Origin of the sequence: Streptomyces sp. NPDC051567 (genome assembly GCF_044454165.1) — a bacterium.
In the GTDB taxonomy this organism is placed as follows: domain Bacteria; phylum Actinomycetota; class Actinomycetes; order Streptomycetales; family Streptomycetaceae; genus Streptomyces.
In genome coordinates this window covers 108,101-122,176 of the sequence record NZ_JBITDK010000017.1, presented here as the reverse complement: position 1 = coordinate 122,176, position 14,076 = coordinate 108,101, and the positions used below count along the sequence as shown (strand labels likewise).

The following is a 14,076-nucleotide window of genomic DNA, read 5'->3' as shown; positions in this document are numbered from 1 at the left end:
GGGCCGCTCAGACCGCGACGAAGGACAGGGTCAGGTACTTGAGCCGGTGGCCCTCGTACGTGAAGTGGCGGTCGATCTCCAGCCGTCCGGTGGAGCGGAAGCCGCCGTCCTCGTAGAGCTCGACGACGAGTTCCTCGGTGAGCCACCAGTTCAGGCGGCCGTCGGCGAGCGGGTGCGGGGTGATCTCGCCGTCCGGGCTGAGGAAGACGCTGACCACCCAGACCCCGCCGGGCCGCAGCATCGTGCGCCCGTGTTCCACCCAGGCCGGCCAGTCCTCGCGGCGCTGGTGGTGCAGGCAGCCGTTGTCGACGAGGAGGTCCAGGCCGGTGGCGCGAAAGCCCAGGAAGTCGCCCTGGTGGAAGCGGATGGTGCCGTTCTCGACCTCGGGGGTGTCCCAGACGTCGAGCAGGTCCAGGCCGGTGACGTCGGCCTCCAGCCATTCGGCGAGGGAGGCCGTCTGAAGGCCCCGGCCGCAGCCGATGTCCAGGACGCGGGCCGGGCCGGTGCCCGTCGGGGTCTCGTCGGTGGGGGCGGCGGCGATCGCGAAGTGCGTGACGCGGTCGTTGGTGGTGGTCCCCGACCACGAGTCGCGGTTGTCCTTGTACCACTGCTTGAAGGAGTTGCGGACGATCTCGCGATAGCCGCAGTAGTTGCGCTCGGCGGTTTCGCCGGGCCCGGTACCGGCGGGGTCCGCCGGGGCCGTGGTGGGCAGGGTGTCAGTTTTCTGCGGCATGCTCCCACTCCTCGATCGTTCCGCGGCCTGCGACGACCGCGACGGCATGGCGCCCTGGCGGGCCTTGGTCGATTTCCTCGGAGGCGCTGAGCCAGGCGCCCGCGGCGCTGCTGGAGACGGCGATGCCGTGCTCCCGGCGCAGCAGGCGCATGGCGTGCAGGGCCTGCGGATAGGCGACGGTGGTGTACTGGAGGAACCCTTCGGGGAAGGCGGCGAGCAGGGGCTGGCGCAGGCCGTGGCCCAGGCCGCCCGTGCCGTTCATCCGGCGGGTCCCGTCGGGGGCGCGCAGGTCGCCGTGGACGGCCTCGGCGGGGAAGACGCCGAGGTGACGGCAGTGCGGCCAGGCCTGGGTGAGGGCCATCGCCACGCCGGCGAGGCTGCCGCCGGTGCCGACGGAGGCGGCCAGCACGGCCGGTTCGACGCCGTGGCCGCGGAGCCGGCGGACGATCTCGGCGCCGGTGTGCTCGCGGTGCAGGGCGACGGCGGGGGCCGCGCAGTGCTGGAGCAGCAGGTCGCGGTCCTCGCGCGCCGAGACGCGCAGGGCCTCGTCCATGGCGCCGAGGAAGCCGGCGCCCTCGCGGCCCGCGGAGACCAGGGCGCCCTGGCGGCGCAGCGCGTCCACCAGCCGGTCGGGGGCCCCGTACGGGACGACCAGGTGGAGGTCGATGCCCAGGTGTCCGCACAGGTCGGCCAGGGCGACGGCCAGGCTGCCGCCCGAGTACTCGACCAGCCGGACCGCGGGGGTGCCGGCGCGGGCCACGGCCGCGCAGACCAGGGCGTAGGCGGTACGGGACTTCACGGTGCCCGAGGCGTTGGCGGACTCGGTCTTCAGCCAGACGCGGCCCCGCCCGGCCCGGCTGGGGACCGGGACGAGCGGGGTCTCCCCGATGCCGGGCCGCAGGGTGGCGAGCCGGGGCAGCAGCCGGTGGGCGGCGCGCTCCAGGGGGGTGAAGGGGGCGTTCAGTTCGGCGAGGTCCGGGGCGCGTCCGGCCAGGGCGTGGCTGAGGGCCTCGAAGCCGGGCACGACCCGGTAGGGGGCCAGGAAGGTGGTCATGACGGGCACTTCCCGGTGGCCAGGCGGAACCCGACGGGGTACAGCGGGCCGGGGAAGGGGCCGTGGCGGCGGCGGGTGCGGGTCAGGTCGCCGAAGCGGGAGAAGGAGCCGCCGCGGGCGATCCGGTAGCTGCCCATGGTCTCGGTCAGGTGGTCCGAGATGTAGGGGCCGCCGGGGTAGGGGACGTAGTCGTCGGCGGTGAACTCCTCGACGTTGCCGCCCATGTCGTGGGCGCCGTACGGGGAGCGGCCGGCCGGGAAGGCGCCGACCGGGCTGGTGGTGTGGACGCCGGACTCGCGGGTGTTGGCCGCGTCCGGGTCGAAGCCGCCGGGCCAGGGGTAGGGGAGGCCGTCGGGGCCCTTGGCGGCGTGTTCCCACTCGGCTTCGGTGGGCAGCCGCCACGGGTGCCCGGTGCGGTCGGTGAGCCAGGCGGCGTAGGTGTCGGCGTGTTCGGGGCGGATGCCGGCGACGGGGTGGTTGGAGCGGTCCCAGGGGTAGGCGCCGAGGTACCAGGTGGTGGGGCGTTCGCTCAGGCCGGTGTCGGCGAGGAACTCCCGGTACTCGCCGTTGGTCACCGGGTAGGCGGCGATCCAGAAGTCGGCGAGCTCGACGGTGTGCTCGGGGCACTCCTTGAGAATCCACTCCTCCTCGACGCCGACGTGTCCCCAGGCGGCGGTGACGTAGCCGGTCTCGTCGGAGGGCAGGCCGATGCGGACGGCCGCGCCGGGGACGAAGGCGGTGGCGGGGCCGGTCCCGGTGGCGGGGGAGGGGATGCGGGGGTCGCCGATGAGGCCGAGGACGGCTCCGGCGGCGAGGCGGTCGCCGAGGGGCAGTTCCGGGTCCTCGACGGCGACGGCGAGCTGGCGGGGGTCGGCGCCGGGCAGGCAGGCGACGCGCAGTCGGCGGGGGTCGGCGAGGTCGCCGTGCTCCGCGAAGTGCGGTGACAGGGCCAGGTCTTCGAGTTTCACGCGGCGGCCTCCTGCAACAGGGTCAGGGTGTGTCCGCCGAGCTCGGCCTTGGCGCTGAGGTAGCGGGCGTTGTCGGGGGTGGCGTAGACGCCGGTCGGGACGACCTCGGTGATCTCGATGCCGTGGGCGCGCAGTTCCCGGACCTTGTCGGGGTTGTTGGTGAGCAGGCGCAGCCGGGTGAGGCCGAGGGCGTGGAGCATCGCGGCGGCCGAGGCGTAGTCGCGTTCGTCGTCGCCGCGGCCGATCATGCGGTTGGCGGCGAAGGTGTCGTGGTCCTGCTGCTGGAGGAGGTAGGTGTCGAGCTTGTTGTAGAGGCCGATGCCGCGGCCCTCCTGGCGCAGGTAGAGGACGGCGCCGCCGTGGTCGGCGATGCGGCCGAGGGCCTCGTCGAGCTGGGGGCCGCAGTCGCAGCGGGCCGAGCCGAGGACGTCACCGGTCAGGCACTCGCTGTGGAGGCGGACCAGGGGGGCCTCGGCGGGGGTGGTCCCGGCGGCGGTGGGTGCGGTGGGGACGGTGATCGCGAAGTGCTCGCCGGGGTCGGGCAGGCCGTGGAAGGTGATCAGGTCGGCGCTGCGGCCCCGGACCCGGGCGAGGGCGACGGGGACGCGGGCCCGGACCGTCGCGGGGGGCGGCGGGGCCACCGGGGGCGCGGGAAGGGTCACCGTCGGGGGTGCCGTGGTCGTCATGCTGCCACCTGCTTCCGGCCTGCGGCCTGTGCGATGTCGTCGATGTGGAGGGAGTGTTCGATGCGGGGGCCGTCGGGGCCGGTGGAGACGAGGACGATCCGGCCGTCCCAGCCGGCCACGGCCACCCGGCCGTCGGCGAGCTGGAGCATGCAGGACAGGCCCTGGGTGAACTCGGCGAGGACGCGGCCGGAGGCGAGGGTGCCCGCGGAGTCGGCCCAGTCGACCTGCCAGGAGTAGAGGTTGAAGTCGTAGGAGCCGGCCAGGACGGTGGGCCGCTCGGCGGTGCCGAGGAGGGCCACGCACTTCACGGACTCGTCGGAGCCCAGCAGCGTCTGGACCAGGCCGGTGCGCGGGGAGCCGTCCTCGGCGCGCAGGAGCTGGCCGACCTTGACGGTGTGGTCGCGGGAGGCGCTGGCGACGACGGCGTCGCGCAGGCCGGCGACGGCGTTGACGAGGTTGCCGTGCTCCCACAGGCGGGTGCGTCCGCGCAGCGGGCCCGCCTCGACGGTGCGGTCGGTGGCGGCGGAGAGGAAACCGCCTGCCTCCAGCGGGTGCAGGGACTTCACCGATCCGCCGTGGGCCTCGACGCGTTCGTCCAGGTGCAGGGTGTCCGGGTCCAGGACGAGGAACTCGCCGTTGTAGGTGCCCGCGACGAGCCGTCCGCCGTCGAGGGTGAGGGAGGGGATCGGGGCGCCCAGCGGCTCGCTGCGCAGGTGGGTGCCGTCGTAGCGGATGACCTGGCCGGAGTAGGTCCCGGCGTAGAGGGTGGCGCCGTCGGTGGCGAGGGAGAGGATCGGGCCGTCGGTGAGTTCGATCGCGGTGACCTGGGGGCGGCCGGTGTCCGGGTCGCTGACGGCGAAGACGGTGCCGCAGTCCCCGCCGACGAGGAGTTCCCCGCCGAGCGCGGCGAGGGCGTTGGGCCCGTGGGTGGCGCGGTCGGGGCCAAAGAGTTCGCGGGCGTCCGCCATGGCGTACAGGTGCGGGGCGTTGCGGAAGGAGCCGGCGGCGACCAGGCCGTGGGAGGCGGAGACGGAGCGCGGCCAGACGCGGCGGTCGGCGACGGTGTGCAGGCGGCGGCCGGAGCGGTCGAACCAGTGCAGGGAGCCGTCGTAGGCGCCGACGACGAAGGCGGAGTCGTCCTCGGCCCAGTCCACGGCGCGGGCGGCGCAGGAGGAGACCTCGACGGTCAGGACGTGGTCCAGCTCGCGGGTGAGGAGGTCGACGGAGCCGTCGTCGCGGGCGACGGCGAGGAGGTCGCCGGCGCGGGACCAGGCGCAGCCCTCGATGGAGGAGTCGTAGAGGCGCCTGCGGGGTGCGGCGCCGGCGCGGGAGGGGTCGCTGACGGCGACGAGGCCGTCCTCGCCGACGGTGGCGGCCAGGCCCTCGGCGCTGACGGAGACCATCATGCAGTGCGCCTCGTGCGAGCCGACCTCGGTGAGGAAGGTGCCGTCCAGGACCGACCAGAGCGTGGCGCGGCCGTCCTCGGAGACGCAGATCAGCCGTTCGCCGTCGGGCAGCCAGGCGACCGAGTTGATGTCGTCGGTGTGCCGGGCGAGGACGTTGACGAGGGTGGCGGGGCCTTCCTGGGGGACGCGCCAGATGCCGACCGTCTTGTCGGCCGAGGCCGTCGCCAGGAGGGTCGGGTCGGCCGGGTTCCAGGCGGAGGCGTTGACGAGCCGGCGGTGGCGCAGCGTCGCGGTCTCGGTGGGCCGCGCGGGGTCGGCGGTGCTCCAGACGATCACGGTCCCGTCGTACGAGCAGGTGGCCAGCCGGGAGCCGTCCCGGTTGAAGGCCACATGGGTGATCGGGGCTGAATGTCCGGTACCGGATTTCGGAATCTCGATGGTGCGCACGCGTCTTTCGTCCCTTCTCCGGCCACCTCGAAAGGCTGGGCTCCCGGTGTGTGTCTCCACAGTTCTCTGCTCAGCAAATTAGAGCGGCCGTCAGGAGCGGACAACGCGCTTGTGGGCAATCTGGGAAGTCGCCCGACCTGATGTATTCGAAAACTTCTGATTGACGTATCTGTGCAGGTCAGAACCGGGAACGAGGAAGGAACGCCGAAAGTGGAGGCGGTAGGGGAACGGGAATGGGACGGGAACGGAACGGGAACGTCCCGGGAAGAGGTGATGGAGTGCCCGGGGGTTTTCCGGTGCCGCTTGCCCTGCGCTCCTCCGGCGTTGATGCTGCGATACAAGAAGAGGACTCAAGGGGCTGAGCACACATGCATGTTGTTCTGCTGGAGACGGCAACCGTCCGGGGTTTCGACCTCGTCGCCGAGATGGCCGACGACGGGATCGAGGTCAGCTTCGTCACGCGGCGCCTGGACGCCTACCGCGGCAGGCCCGGCTTCGAGCTGATCGCCCGTGCGACGCGCGTGGTGGAGGTGCCGGAGCTGGCCGGCCGCCACGACCTGGCCGCGCTGCTGCGCGGCCGGCTCGGCCCCCACCGCCCTGACGGCGTGATCTGCCGGGCGGACGCCTCCCTGCACAGCGCGGCGGTGTTCGCCCGCGCCCTGGGCCTGCCCCACGAGTCGCCGGACACGGCGCGGCTGCTGGGCGACAAGGCGGCGGTGCGCGAGCGGCTCGGGGAGGCGGGCATCGGCTCCCTGCGCTGGCGCCGGGCGGCCACCGAGGAGGAGGGGCTCGCGGCGGTCGACGCGATCGGCCTGCCCTGCGTCGTCAAGCCGACCTCCGGCGCCTGGTCGGTGGGGGTCACCGTGGCCTGGACCCGGGAGCAGGCGGCCGGTGCGCTGGCCGGGGTGCTCGGGGTCCCGCTCGGACCGGACGGGGAACCACCGGCCGCCCTGGTGGAGGAGTACGCGGTCGGCCGCCACGTCAGCGCCGAACTGCTGGTGCAGGACGGGCGGACGGTCGTGCTCGGCTTCGCGGAGCGGACCGCGGCCCGGCCCGGGACCACGGCCGAGCTGGGCGGGCACTTCCCGGCGAGCTTCCCCGGGGTGGGCGCCGCGCGGCGGTTCGTCCTGGACGCGGTCCGGGCACTGGGGGTCCGCTCCAGCGCGCTCCACGTCGAGCTGCTGATGACGCCGACAGGGCCGGAGCTGATCGAGGTCAACGGCCGGATCGCCGGATACGTGGTGACCCGTCAGATGTCGCTGGCGCTGGGCCGTTCCCTCACGCGCGACCTGGTGGCGCTGGCCACCGGCACCCCGGTCGAGGACGCCGCCCCGCCGCTCGCGACGGTGGCCCTGCACACCCTGTGGAGCGCGCGCGGGGGGATCGTGCGCGGGAGCGCGCCGGCCCTCTCCGAGCTGCCGGCCGGGGTCGTCGACTGCCAGGTGGAGGCGGGCCCCGGGGACCGGGTCCCGGCCCTGGCCACCAACCACGACCGCTTCGGGTACGTGATGGTGCGGGGCGCGGACGCGTCGCGCGCGACGCGGGCGGCGGCGGAGGCGGCCGGGCTGGTCCACGAGGCCCTGCGCGTCGAACCGGCCGCCGGGGCCGGTGGCGGCGGCGGAGCCCCCGCCGCGGCCGGGGCCGCTCCCGACGCCCAGGCCGACCTCCAGGCCGGTCCCGCCGACGCCGACGCCTCCGCAGACGGGACCGGCGGGGAGCACCTCGTGCTGCTGCTGGGCGGGGACGACCCGGCCGCGCGGATCGTGGCCGCGGCCCGTGCGGTGACCGGGCGGCTGACGGTGCTGCGGCGCGACGAACTGACCTTCACCGAGGCGCGGGAGGCGTTCCTGGCGGCGCACGGCCGCCACCCCGTGGCCGGGGTCCTGGCCTGGTCGGCGCCCTACCAGCCCGAGGCCCGGCTGCTGCGGGCCCTGGCGGCCGGTCCCGCCACCGGTCCCGCCGCCGGGGCGGGCACCCCCGACGCGCCCGGCCCCGGCCCCGCCCCCGCCACCACCGCCGCCGCGGACGCGGACGACGCGTGGTCGCGGGAGGACGGGCTGCTGCTCGAAGCCGAGTACGTCCTCGACCCCGTGGCCACCGTGCTGGCCGTCGCCGGGGGCGGACGGGTGGAGGTCCTCGCCCTCATCGACGAGAGCGGCGACCAGGCCCCCGACAACGGGGTGACCGAGCGCCGCCTGACCGCCGGGGCCGTCTGCGACGCACTCGCGCTGCGCGCCGCGGCGGCCGTACGGGAGGCCGGCACCGAGGGACCCGCCCGGGTCGTCCTCGGCGCCCCCGGGACGCCGCCCCTGGTCCTGCCCGGGTTCGACGAGGCCGTCCTCGACCTCTACGACGCCGCCCACCGCCGCAGCCTGGTCACGGCCGCCGCCGCGAACGCCCTGGGCCGCCCCGCCGCCGCGGCCCTGCCCGGCGCCGCGCGGGTCGCCGTCCAGCGGTACCTGACCTCCGGGCCCGGCCGCTTCCGGATCGTCGCCGCGACCACCGCCGAGGAGCTGCACGGCTGGCCCGAGCTGGCCTTCGCGCGGACCCCGCTCGGCTCCTCGGGCATCCACACCGGCCCGGCCGTCCGCCTGGCCTGCACCGTGGCCGCGGCCACCACCGCCGAGGCCGAGCAGGCCGCCGACCGCATCGAGCGCTCGCTGACGTGGTCCACCGAACCGGCCCACCGCACGCACGTCCTGGTCCTGGACCGGATCGGCTCCTCGACGTGGACGCGGGAGGACGGCGGCCCCGTACTGGACCCCGACCGGTTCCGGGTCAGCGTGCTGGGCTACGGCCACCACCTCGGCCAGGGCGCCCCGACCGACTTCGCCGCCGGGACCGACGTCTTCGACCAGGAGGCGGTGGAGGTCCTCGCCGACGCCGTGCACCACCTGCACCCGGTGGACCGGGTCGTGACCGTCTCCGAACGGCTCCTGGAAGGCGCCGCCCGGCTGCGGACCCGGCTCGGTACGAGCGGCGACGAACCCTGCGCGGCACGGAAGTTCACTGACAAGGCGGTGATGAAACGCATCGCCCGCCGGGCCGGCATCCGCGTCGCCGAAGGACACCTCGTCCACACCCCCGAGGACGTCACGGACCTCTTCGAACGGCACGGCAGGATCGTGGTCAAACCGCGCGACGGCTCCGGCTCGTACGGGGTCCGCGTCCTGACCGGCGCCGCGATGGTCGAGCGGTGGCTGCGCGAGGAGTTCCGGCCCGGCAGCCACCTCTGCGAGGGGTTCGTCAGCGGCGACATGTGCCACATCGACGCCGTCCTCCACCAGGGCGACCTCATCTGGGACGTCTCCCGCTACGAGACCGACACCCTGGCCGTCTCCCGCTCCGAACCGCTCTCCTCGATCACGGTCGCCGACCCCGCCCTGCGCGCCGCCGCCCGGGAACTCCTCGGCCAGGTCACCGACGCCTGGCAGGTCAGGAACGGGGTGCTGCACCTGGAGGCGTTCGCGGGCGAGGACGGACTCACCTTCTGCGAGGTCGCGGCGCGGCCGGGCGGCGCGGGCGTCGGGGAGGCGTTCCGGGCCACCACCGGGATCTCCCTCGCCCACGCCAAGATGCTCATCGACGCGGGCGCCGACCCCCGGGAGGGCCGCCGGGCCCCGGCGGGCGCGTACGCGGGCTGGACCGTGCACTACACCGCCGGCGGCGGGACGCTGCTCGACTTCGACGACGTGGCGGTGGCACGGGACAGCTGGTTCCGTTCCGTGCCCTACCGGATCGGCGACCTGGTGCCCGCCCAGCGGTTCTCGGGCACGGGCGTCAGCACCCACGTCTTCACCCACGACTCGCACGCCGAGGTCAGGCGGCTGGTCGCCCGCGCCGAACGCGAGATCCACCTGGTCCTCGCCCCGGACCTCGGCTGGGGAGCGGTCCGGTGATCCTCGGCATCCTCGGCAGCCCCGCCCCGGACTCGGTCTCGCGCCGGGTCCTGGAGCTGGCCGCGCACCGGGTCCGGGCCGCCGGGGTCGCCTACGAACTCCTCGACCTGAGCGTGGAGTTCCCCGAACGCCACCGGCTCGCCGACTACGACGACCCGCAGCCGGGCAGCCAGACCGCCCGGCTGCGGGCCCGGGTCGCCGCGGCGAGCGGGGCCGTCCTGGCCACACCTGTCTACCACGGCTCGTACAGCGGGCTGCTGAAGAACGCGCTGGACCACCTGACCGGCGACGCGCTCGCCGACCGCCCGGTCGGCCTGATCGCCGCCGGGGGCGGCCCGCGCGGCGCCGGCACCGCCTGCGACCAGCTCCGCACGGTGGTCCGGGCGCTCAGCGGCTGGGCCGTCCCCACCCATGTGGCGTCCACCGGCGGCGACTTCACGCCGGGGGCGCCGCTGGAGGGGCTGCGCGAGCGCCTCGACGGCCTCGTCGCCGAGCTGCTCTCCTTCCGCTCCGCCCGCCGCCCCGCCCCGCCGCTCCCGGTACGGGAGCCCCCGCGGGCGCCGTACGCACGCGAACACCGCTCACCGCCCCTGATCCGTCGCTGACTCCGCTGACTCCGTTGACCTCCTCCGGAAGGACCCGTCATGACCTCCCGCACCGCACACCCGGCCGACGCCCCCCACCTCCTGCTGATCTCCGGCATCGGCGGCCACGCCCCCGGCCAGGCCCTGGACTCGCTCTCCCGCATCAGCCGGGCCGTCTCCGTCGTGCACCTCTCGGCCTGGGGCGATCCCGGACCGGTGCGCGAGGACTGGGCCGCGCGCGGCCTGGACGGCGAGTTCCTGACCGCGCCCGGCCTGGACGAGGCCGTCACCGCCGGGACCGCCCTGCACGCGCGCCGGCCCGTCGCGGGGGTGGTGACCTACTCGGAGCTGCTGCTGCGCCCGCAGGCCGAACTGGCGTGGCGGCTGGGGCTGCCGGGCAACTCCCCGGAGGCGGTGGCCGTCGCCCAGTCCAAGTCCCGCCAGCGCCAGGTCTTCGCCGAGCACGGCGTGCCCTCGCCCCGGTTCACGGTGCTGGACGGGGAGAACGACCTGGCGCGGGCGGTCCGGGAGATCGGCCTGCCCGCGGTCTTCAAACCCTCGCTGGGCGCGGGCAGCCAGAGCGTCCGGCTGGTGCGGACGCTGGGCGAGCTGCGCGCGGCCTACCGCGACGGCCGGGCCACCGTCTCGGCCTTCCTCCAGAAGGAAGACGTCTTCCTGCTGGAGGAACGGATGGCCCTGGAGGCCGACGGGGACAGCGGCTGGGCGGCGTACTGCAGCGTCGAGTCGCTGCTCGCGGCCGGGGAACGCCACCACCTGGTGGTCAGCGACCGGCTGGCGCTGCGCAACGGGTACGCGGAGGAGGGCACCTCGATGCCCTCCCGCCTGGACCCGGACGTCCAGGCGGCGGCCGTCGACTGCGCGGACCGGGCCATCGCGGCGATCGGGCTGACGACGGGGGCCGTGCACACGGAGGTCGCGCTGACCCCGGACGGGCCGCGCGTGATCGAGGTCAACGCCCGCGCGGGCGGACCGATGCCGGTCATGTTCCTGGCCTCCGCCGGATACGACTACGCCCGGCAGATCGGCCGCAGCGCCCTCGGGCTCGCCCCGGACGCCGTGCCCGAGTTCGGCCGGGCGGCCGTCCAGCGGATGGTGCCGATCCCCGAGGGCCAGTGGCGGGTGACGGCGCAGACGCCGAAGGAGGAGGTGCTGGCGGCCTTCCCGGAACTGGTCTACCTCGCGCCGAGGTTCGCCCCGGGCCTGCCGGTGAGCCGGGACCGGACGCTGCACCTGGCGACCTTCCTGGTCACCGGGGAGACACCGGACGGGGCCCGCGCCCTGGCGGGCCGGGTCGAGCGCGCCCTCGGCATCGAACTCGTGGAGACCGGCGTGCCGCCGGCCGTGGCGCCGGCCGCTTGAGATCCGGTACCGCAATCCCTCTCACTCATCACGTTGGGATCGCTCAGATGAAGAAACGCTTCTACGCCACCGGACTCACCGACGCCGTCGGACTCGGGATGTACCTCTCGCTGTCCGTCCTCTTCTTCGACAAGGCCGTGGACCTGCCCAACGCCCAGATCGGGCTGGTCCTCGGCATCGCCGGTGTCACCTCGCTGCTGGGCGCCATGCCCATCGCGCGGGCCGCCGAACGGTTCGGCACCCGCCCGGTGCTGACCACCCTGTTCCTGGTCCGCGCCGCCGCCTTCCTGGCGCTGGCCGCCTGCGACTCCTTCGTCACCGCGCTGCTCGCCTCGGCGGTCGCGGGCGTCCTGAGCCGGGGCATCGGCCCGCTCGTCGAGTCGGGGCTGATCGCCCGGTCCACCAACGAGGAGGCGGTCGGATCGCTCGCCCGGCTCCGGTCGCTGCGCAACGCGGGCATGGCCGCGGGCACCCTGCCCTCGGGCGTGGCCATCGCCGTCGGGGAACCCTGGGCCTACCGCTCGGTGATGGTCCTCTCCGCCCTCCTCTTCGTCGCCTGCGCCGTCGTCTGCCGGACCTTCGGCGACAGCGGGCACACGGCCGCGACCGCGCCGGGGCAGCCCTCGCGCGGCAGCGTCCTACGCGACCGTGTCTTCCTGCGCATCACCGCCTTGTACGGGGCCCTGACCATGTCGGCCCTGGTCCTCGGACTCGGCGTCCCGCTCTGGGTGGTCCAGCAGACCCAGGCCCCGGCCTGGACCGTCACCCTCGTGCAGGTCCTCAACACCGCCGTGATCGTCGCGTTCCAGGTCCGTGTCAGCAAGGGCTCCGAGCGGCTCGGCAGGGCCCGCCGGATGATGCGGCGCGGGGGGCTGCTGTCGGCGCTTGCCGCGCTCCTCGTACCGCTGACAGCGCTCGGAGGGCCGTCCGCGGACCTGGCCCTGGTGGTCGCAGCGGCGCTGATCTTCTCCCTCGGGGAGCTGTACATCATCTCCGGCACCACCGGCGCCGCTCTGCTGCACATCCCCGAGGGCCGCAAGACCGGCTACCTCGCCGCCTTCAACCTCGGTTTCGCGGTCGCGACCGTGGTCGGACCCCCGCTCATCACCGTCTCCGTCGGCTGGGCCGGCTGGGGCTGGCTGGGCTGGGGCGTCTACTTCGCCGTCGTGGGCCTGCTCGCGATGCGCGTACCGGCGCCCGCGACCCCCGGCGCCGCCCTGGCGCCGCGCACCGTCGGAGCCGCCGCGTGAGGCGGGTCGAGGCAGCGCTGGAGCGGGCCCCGAACACTCCCCTCTGCGCGGCTTCCCGTCACCCTCGGACAACACGCCTCAGCCCGTCCGCCGCTGCTGCCGGTCCTCGTCCGGAGTGCTTGTCGAAGCCGCCGCACGGCTGCGGGACACTGCGTGGCCGGCGCCGATCGCGACGGTGTGGGCGGCCGAGGCGAGCGTGAGGTGGCGGTGCCAGCCCTGGAAGGAGCGGCCCGCGAAATCGCGCAGACCGGCGAGTTCCCCGGTGTCGGCACTGTCCAGCGCGGTGCGCCGGGTCAGCTTGGCCAGCCGGGTCAGCCCGTCGAGCGAGGTGGTGGTGAGGTCGGTGAGCCACAACTCGCTCGGCGGGCCGTTGCGGTTGGTCCACTCGCCCATCAGCAGCCACTGCTGCGGACCGGCGACCGACCGGCGGGTCTGCGGCAGTTCGACGCGGATGCCCGCGACCAGGCTGGTGCGCACGACCGGTGTCCCGGAGGAGCCGTCCAGCCACTCCACGGGCCGGCGCAGCCCGCGTACGTGCTGGAGCATGTCGGCGACGGGGAGGGGGCCCGCGCCGTACCCGGGCATCGCCGTGTCGGCCACCCGCAGCTGGTCCATGGCCCGCAGCCGGGCGAGGACGGGGACGCCCGCCGCGTGGAAGCGGCCCAGGACGGCGCTGGAGACGAAGTCCCGGGAGGGCAGGATCACCGGACGGCGCTCCACCTCCCAGTCCAGGACGTCGAGGGCGGTGGCCGCGGCGCACTCGCCCGGTGACTCCTCCTCCACCCAGTCGGGGATGTCGGCCCGGCGCCGCTTCTCCTGGTCCTGGAGCCAGGAAGGGGAGAGGTACAGCCGCCAGTTGACGGGCGCGCTCATCGCCTCCGAGGCCATCCACAGGCCGTAGGAGTGCTGGCCGTGCACGGAGTGCCCCAGCTCGGGGACGAAGCGGCGGTCTATGCCCACCGACTGCTCGCCGGCCTTCTGGATCGGCATGGACTGGATGACCCACGCCTTGGGCTGGACCAGTTCCTCCACATGGCGGGTGAGCGCGGCGCGCATCGGCGCCCAGTGCCAGGTGGACTCGGTGATGAAGTGGTGCAGGGACTGCTCGGTGCCCGCGCCGCCGACGGCGCCGGCCAGGTTGCGGATGGACTTGCGGCCCTCCGCGTAGAGCAGTCCGCGCAGGTACTGCTCACCGCGGGCCCGCTGGTCACTGCGGCGCAGCGACCGGAACAGCCGCGGGCCCAGCTCCGAGATCATCGCCTCCACGATCCGCTCGTGGAGGTCCGCCCCGGCGGCGGCGGTCCCGGGTGTCGTGGAGGTCCGGGGGGCTTCGGGTGTGGTGGGGGGCGACGGCGGCTGGGCCGTGGCGGGGACGGTTGCCTGGTAGGCGCTGTGCGCGGCGGCCGGCCGGGTGCCGGAGTGGGTCGCCGCGCGGCGCACGCTCCGCCGGGGGGCGCCGAGGCCGTATGTCTTCATCGCTGCTCCTGAGTCCGAGTCAGGACGCAACTGTCGGAGGCGGTGTTCCCACTTCGTTCCCTCTTCGCTACCTCTTCGGCCGGGAACGTGCTTACTATCCGGGCAATACTCTCCGCCAGAGAGTATTGAAGGGGGGCAGGGCAACAGGGCCATGGGGAATTCGATGGAAAGCCAGGTGCGCTTCAACATTCTC

The 14,076-nt window shown here is 74.7% G+C and carries 10 protein-coding genes; 4 read left to right on the top strand and 6 right to left on the bottom strand.

Translation table 11 applies throughout. The annotated features are described in order from the left end of the window. Window positions 1–7: 7 nt before the first annotated feature. Genes ACIA5F_RS19935 through ACIA5F_RS19915 form a run of 5 tightly spaced genes read right to left on the bottom strand, consistent with a single transcriptional unit; the run spans window position 8 to window position 5,294 of the window. Entirely contained in the window at window positions 8–733 is a 726-nt protein-coding gene (locus tag ACIA5F_RS19935) for a class I SAM-dependent methyltransferase (protein WP_399354710.1), read from the bottom strand. Beyond that, window positions 717–1,787, bottom strand: coding sequence for a pyridoxal-phosphate dependent enzyme (locus tag ACIA5F_RS19930; protein ID WP_399354708.1), 1,071 nt, complete (start codon window positions 1,785–1,787; stop codon window positions 717–719). The genes ACIA5F_RS19935 and ACIA5F_RS19930 overlap by 17 nt, the downstream gene beginning before the upstream one ends. Next, window positions 1,784–2,755, bottom strand: a complete 972-nt coding sequence (locus ACIA5F_RS19925) for a formylglycine-generating enzyme family protein (RefSeq protein ID WP_399354706.1) — start codon at window positions 2,753–2,755, stop codon at window positions 1,784–1,786. The genes ACIA5F_RS19930 and ACIA5F_RS19925 overlap by 4 nt, the downstream gene beginning before the upstream one ends. Further along, the gene (gene ribA, locus ACIA5F_RS19920) at window positions 2,752–3,441 is read right to left on the bottom strand and encodes a GTP cyclohydrolase II RibA (protein WP_399354704.1); all 690 of its coding nucleotides are present in this window, start codon (window positions 3,439–3,441) and stop codon (window positions 2,752–2,754) included. The genes ACIA5F_RS19925 and ribA overlap by 4 nt, the downstream gene beginning before the upstream one ends. After that, on the bottom strand, window positions 3,438–5,294 hold the full coding sequence (locus ACIA5F_RS19915; protein ID WP_399354702.1) for a WD40 repeat domain-containing protein: 1,857 nt from the start codon (window positions 5,292–5,294) through the stop codon (window positions 3,438–3,440). The genes ribA and ACIA5F_RS19915 overlap by 4 nt, the downstream gene beginning before the upstream one ends. A gap of 368 nt (window positions 5,295–5,662) precedes the next feature. On the opposite strand from ACIA5F_RS19915, the gene ACIA5F_RS19910 reads away from it, so the two are divergent. From ACIA5F_RS19910 to ACIA5F_RS19895, 4 genes are read left to right on the top strand one after another with little or no spacing between them, the layout of a single operon-like run. Further along, entirely contained in the window at window positions 5,663–9,193 is a 3,531-nt protein-coding gene (locus ACIA5F_RS19910) for an acetyl-CoA carboxylase biotin carboxylase subunit family protein (RefSeq protein WP_399354700.1), read from the top strand. Beyond that, on the top strand, window positions 9,190–9,798 hold the full coding sequence (locus tag ACIA5F_RS19905) for an NADPH-dependent FMN reductase (protein WP_399354698.1): 609 nt from the start codon (window positions 9,190–9,192) through the stop codon (window positions 9,796–9,798). Before ACIA5F_RS19910 ends, ACIA5F_RS19905 begins: the two co-directional genes overlap by 4 nt. 39 nt (window positions 9,799–9,837) lie before the next feature. Next, window positions 9,838–11,157 carry an acetyl-CoA carboxylase biotin carboxylase subunit family protein gene (locus tag ACIA5F_RS19900; protein WP_399354696.1) on the top strand — a complete coding sequence of 440 codons (1,320 nt, stop codon included), beginning with the start codon at window positions 9,838–9,840 and terminating at the stop codon, window positions 11,155–11,157. Window positions 11,158–11,204: 47 nt separating this feature from the next. Beyond that, complete coding sequence (locus tag ACIA5F_RS19895) at window positions 11,205–12,407, top strand: MFS transporter (protein ID WP_399354694.1); 1,203 nt, start codon at window positions 11,205–11,207, stop codon at window positions 12,405–12,407. A 78-nt stretch (window positions 12,408–12,485) separates the two neighbouring features. Here the strand turns inward: ACIA5F_RS19895 and ACIA5F_RS19890 are convergent, their stop codons facing one another. Then, the gene (locus ACIA5F_RS19890) at window positions 12,486–13,883 is read right to left on the bottom strand and encodes an IS701 family transposase (protein WP_399354692.1); all 1,398 of its coding nucleotides are present in this window, start codon (window positions 13,881–13,883) and stop codon (window positions 12,486–12,488) included. Between the last annotated feature and the right edge of the window lie 193 nt (window positions 13,884–14,076).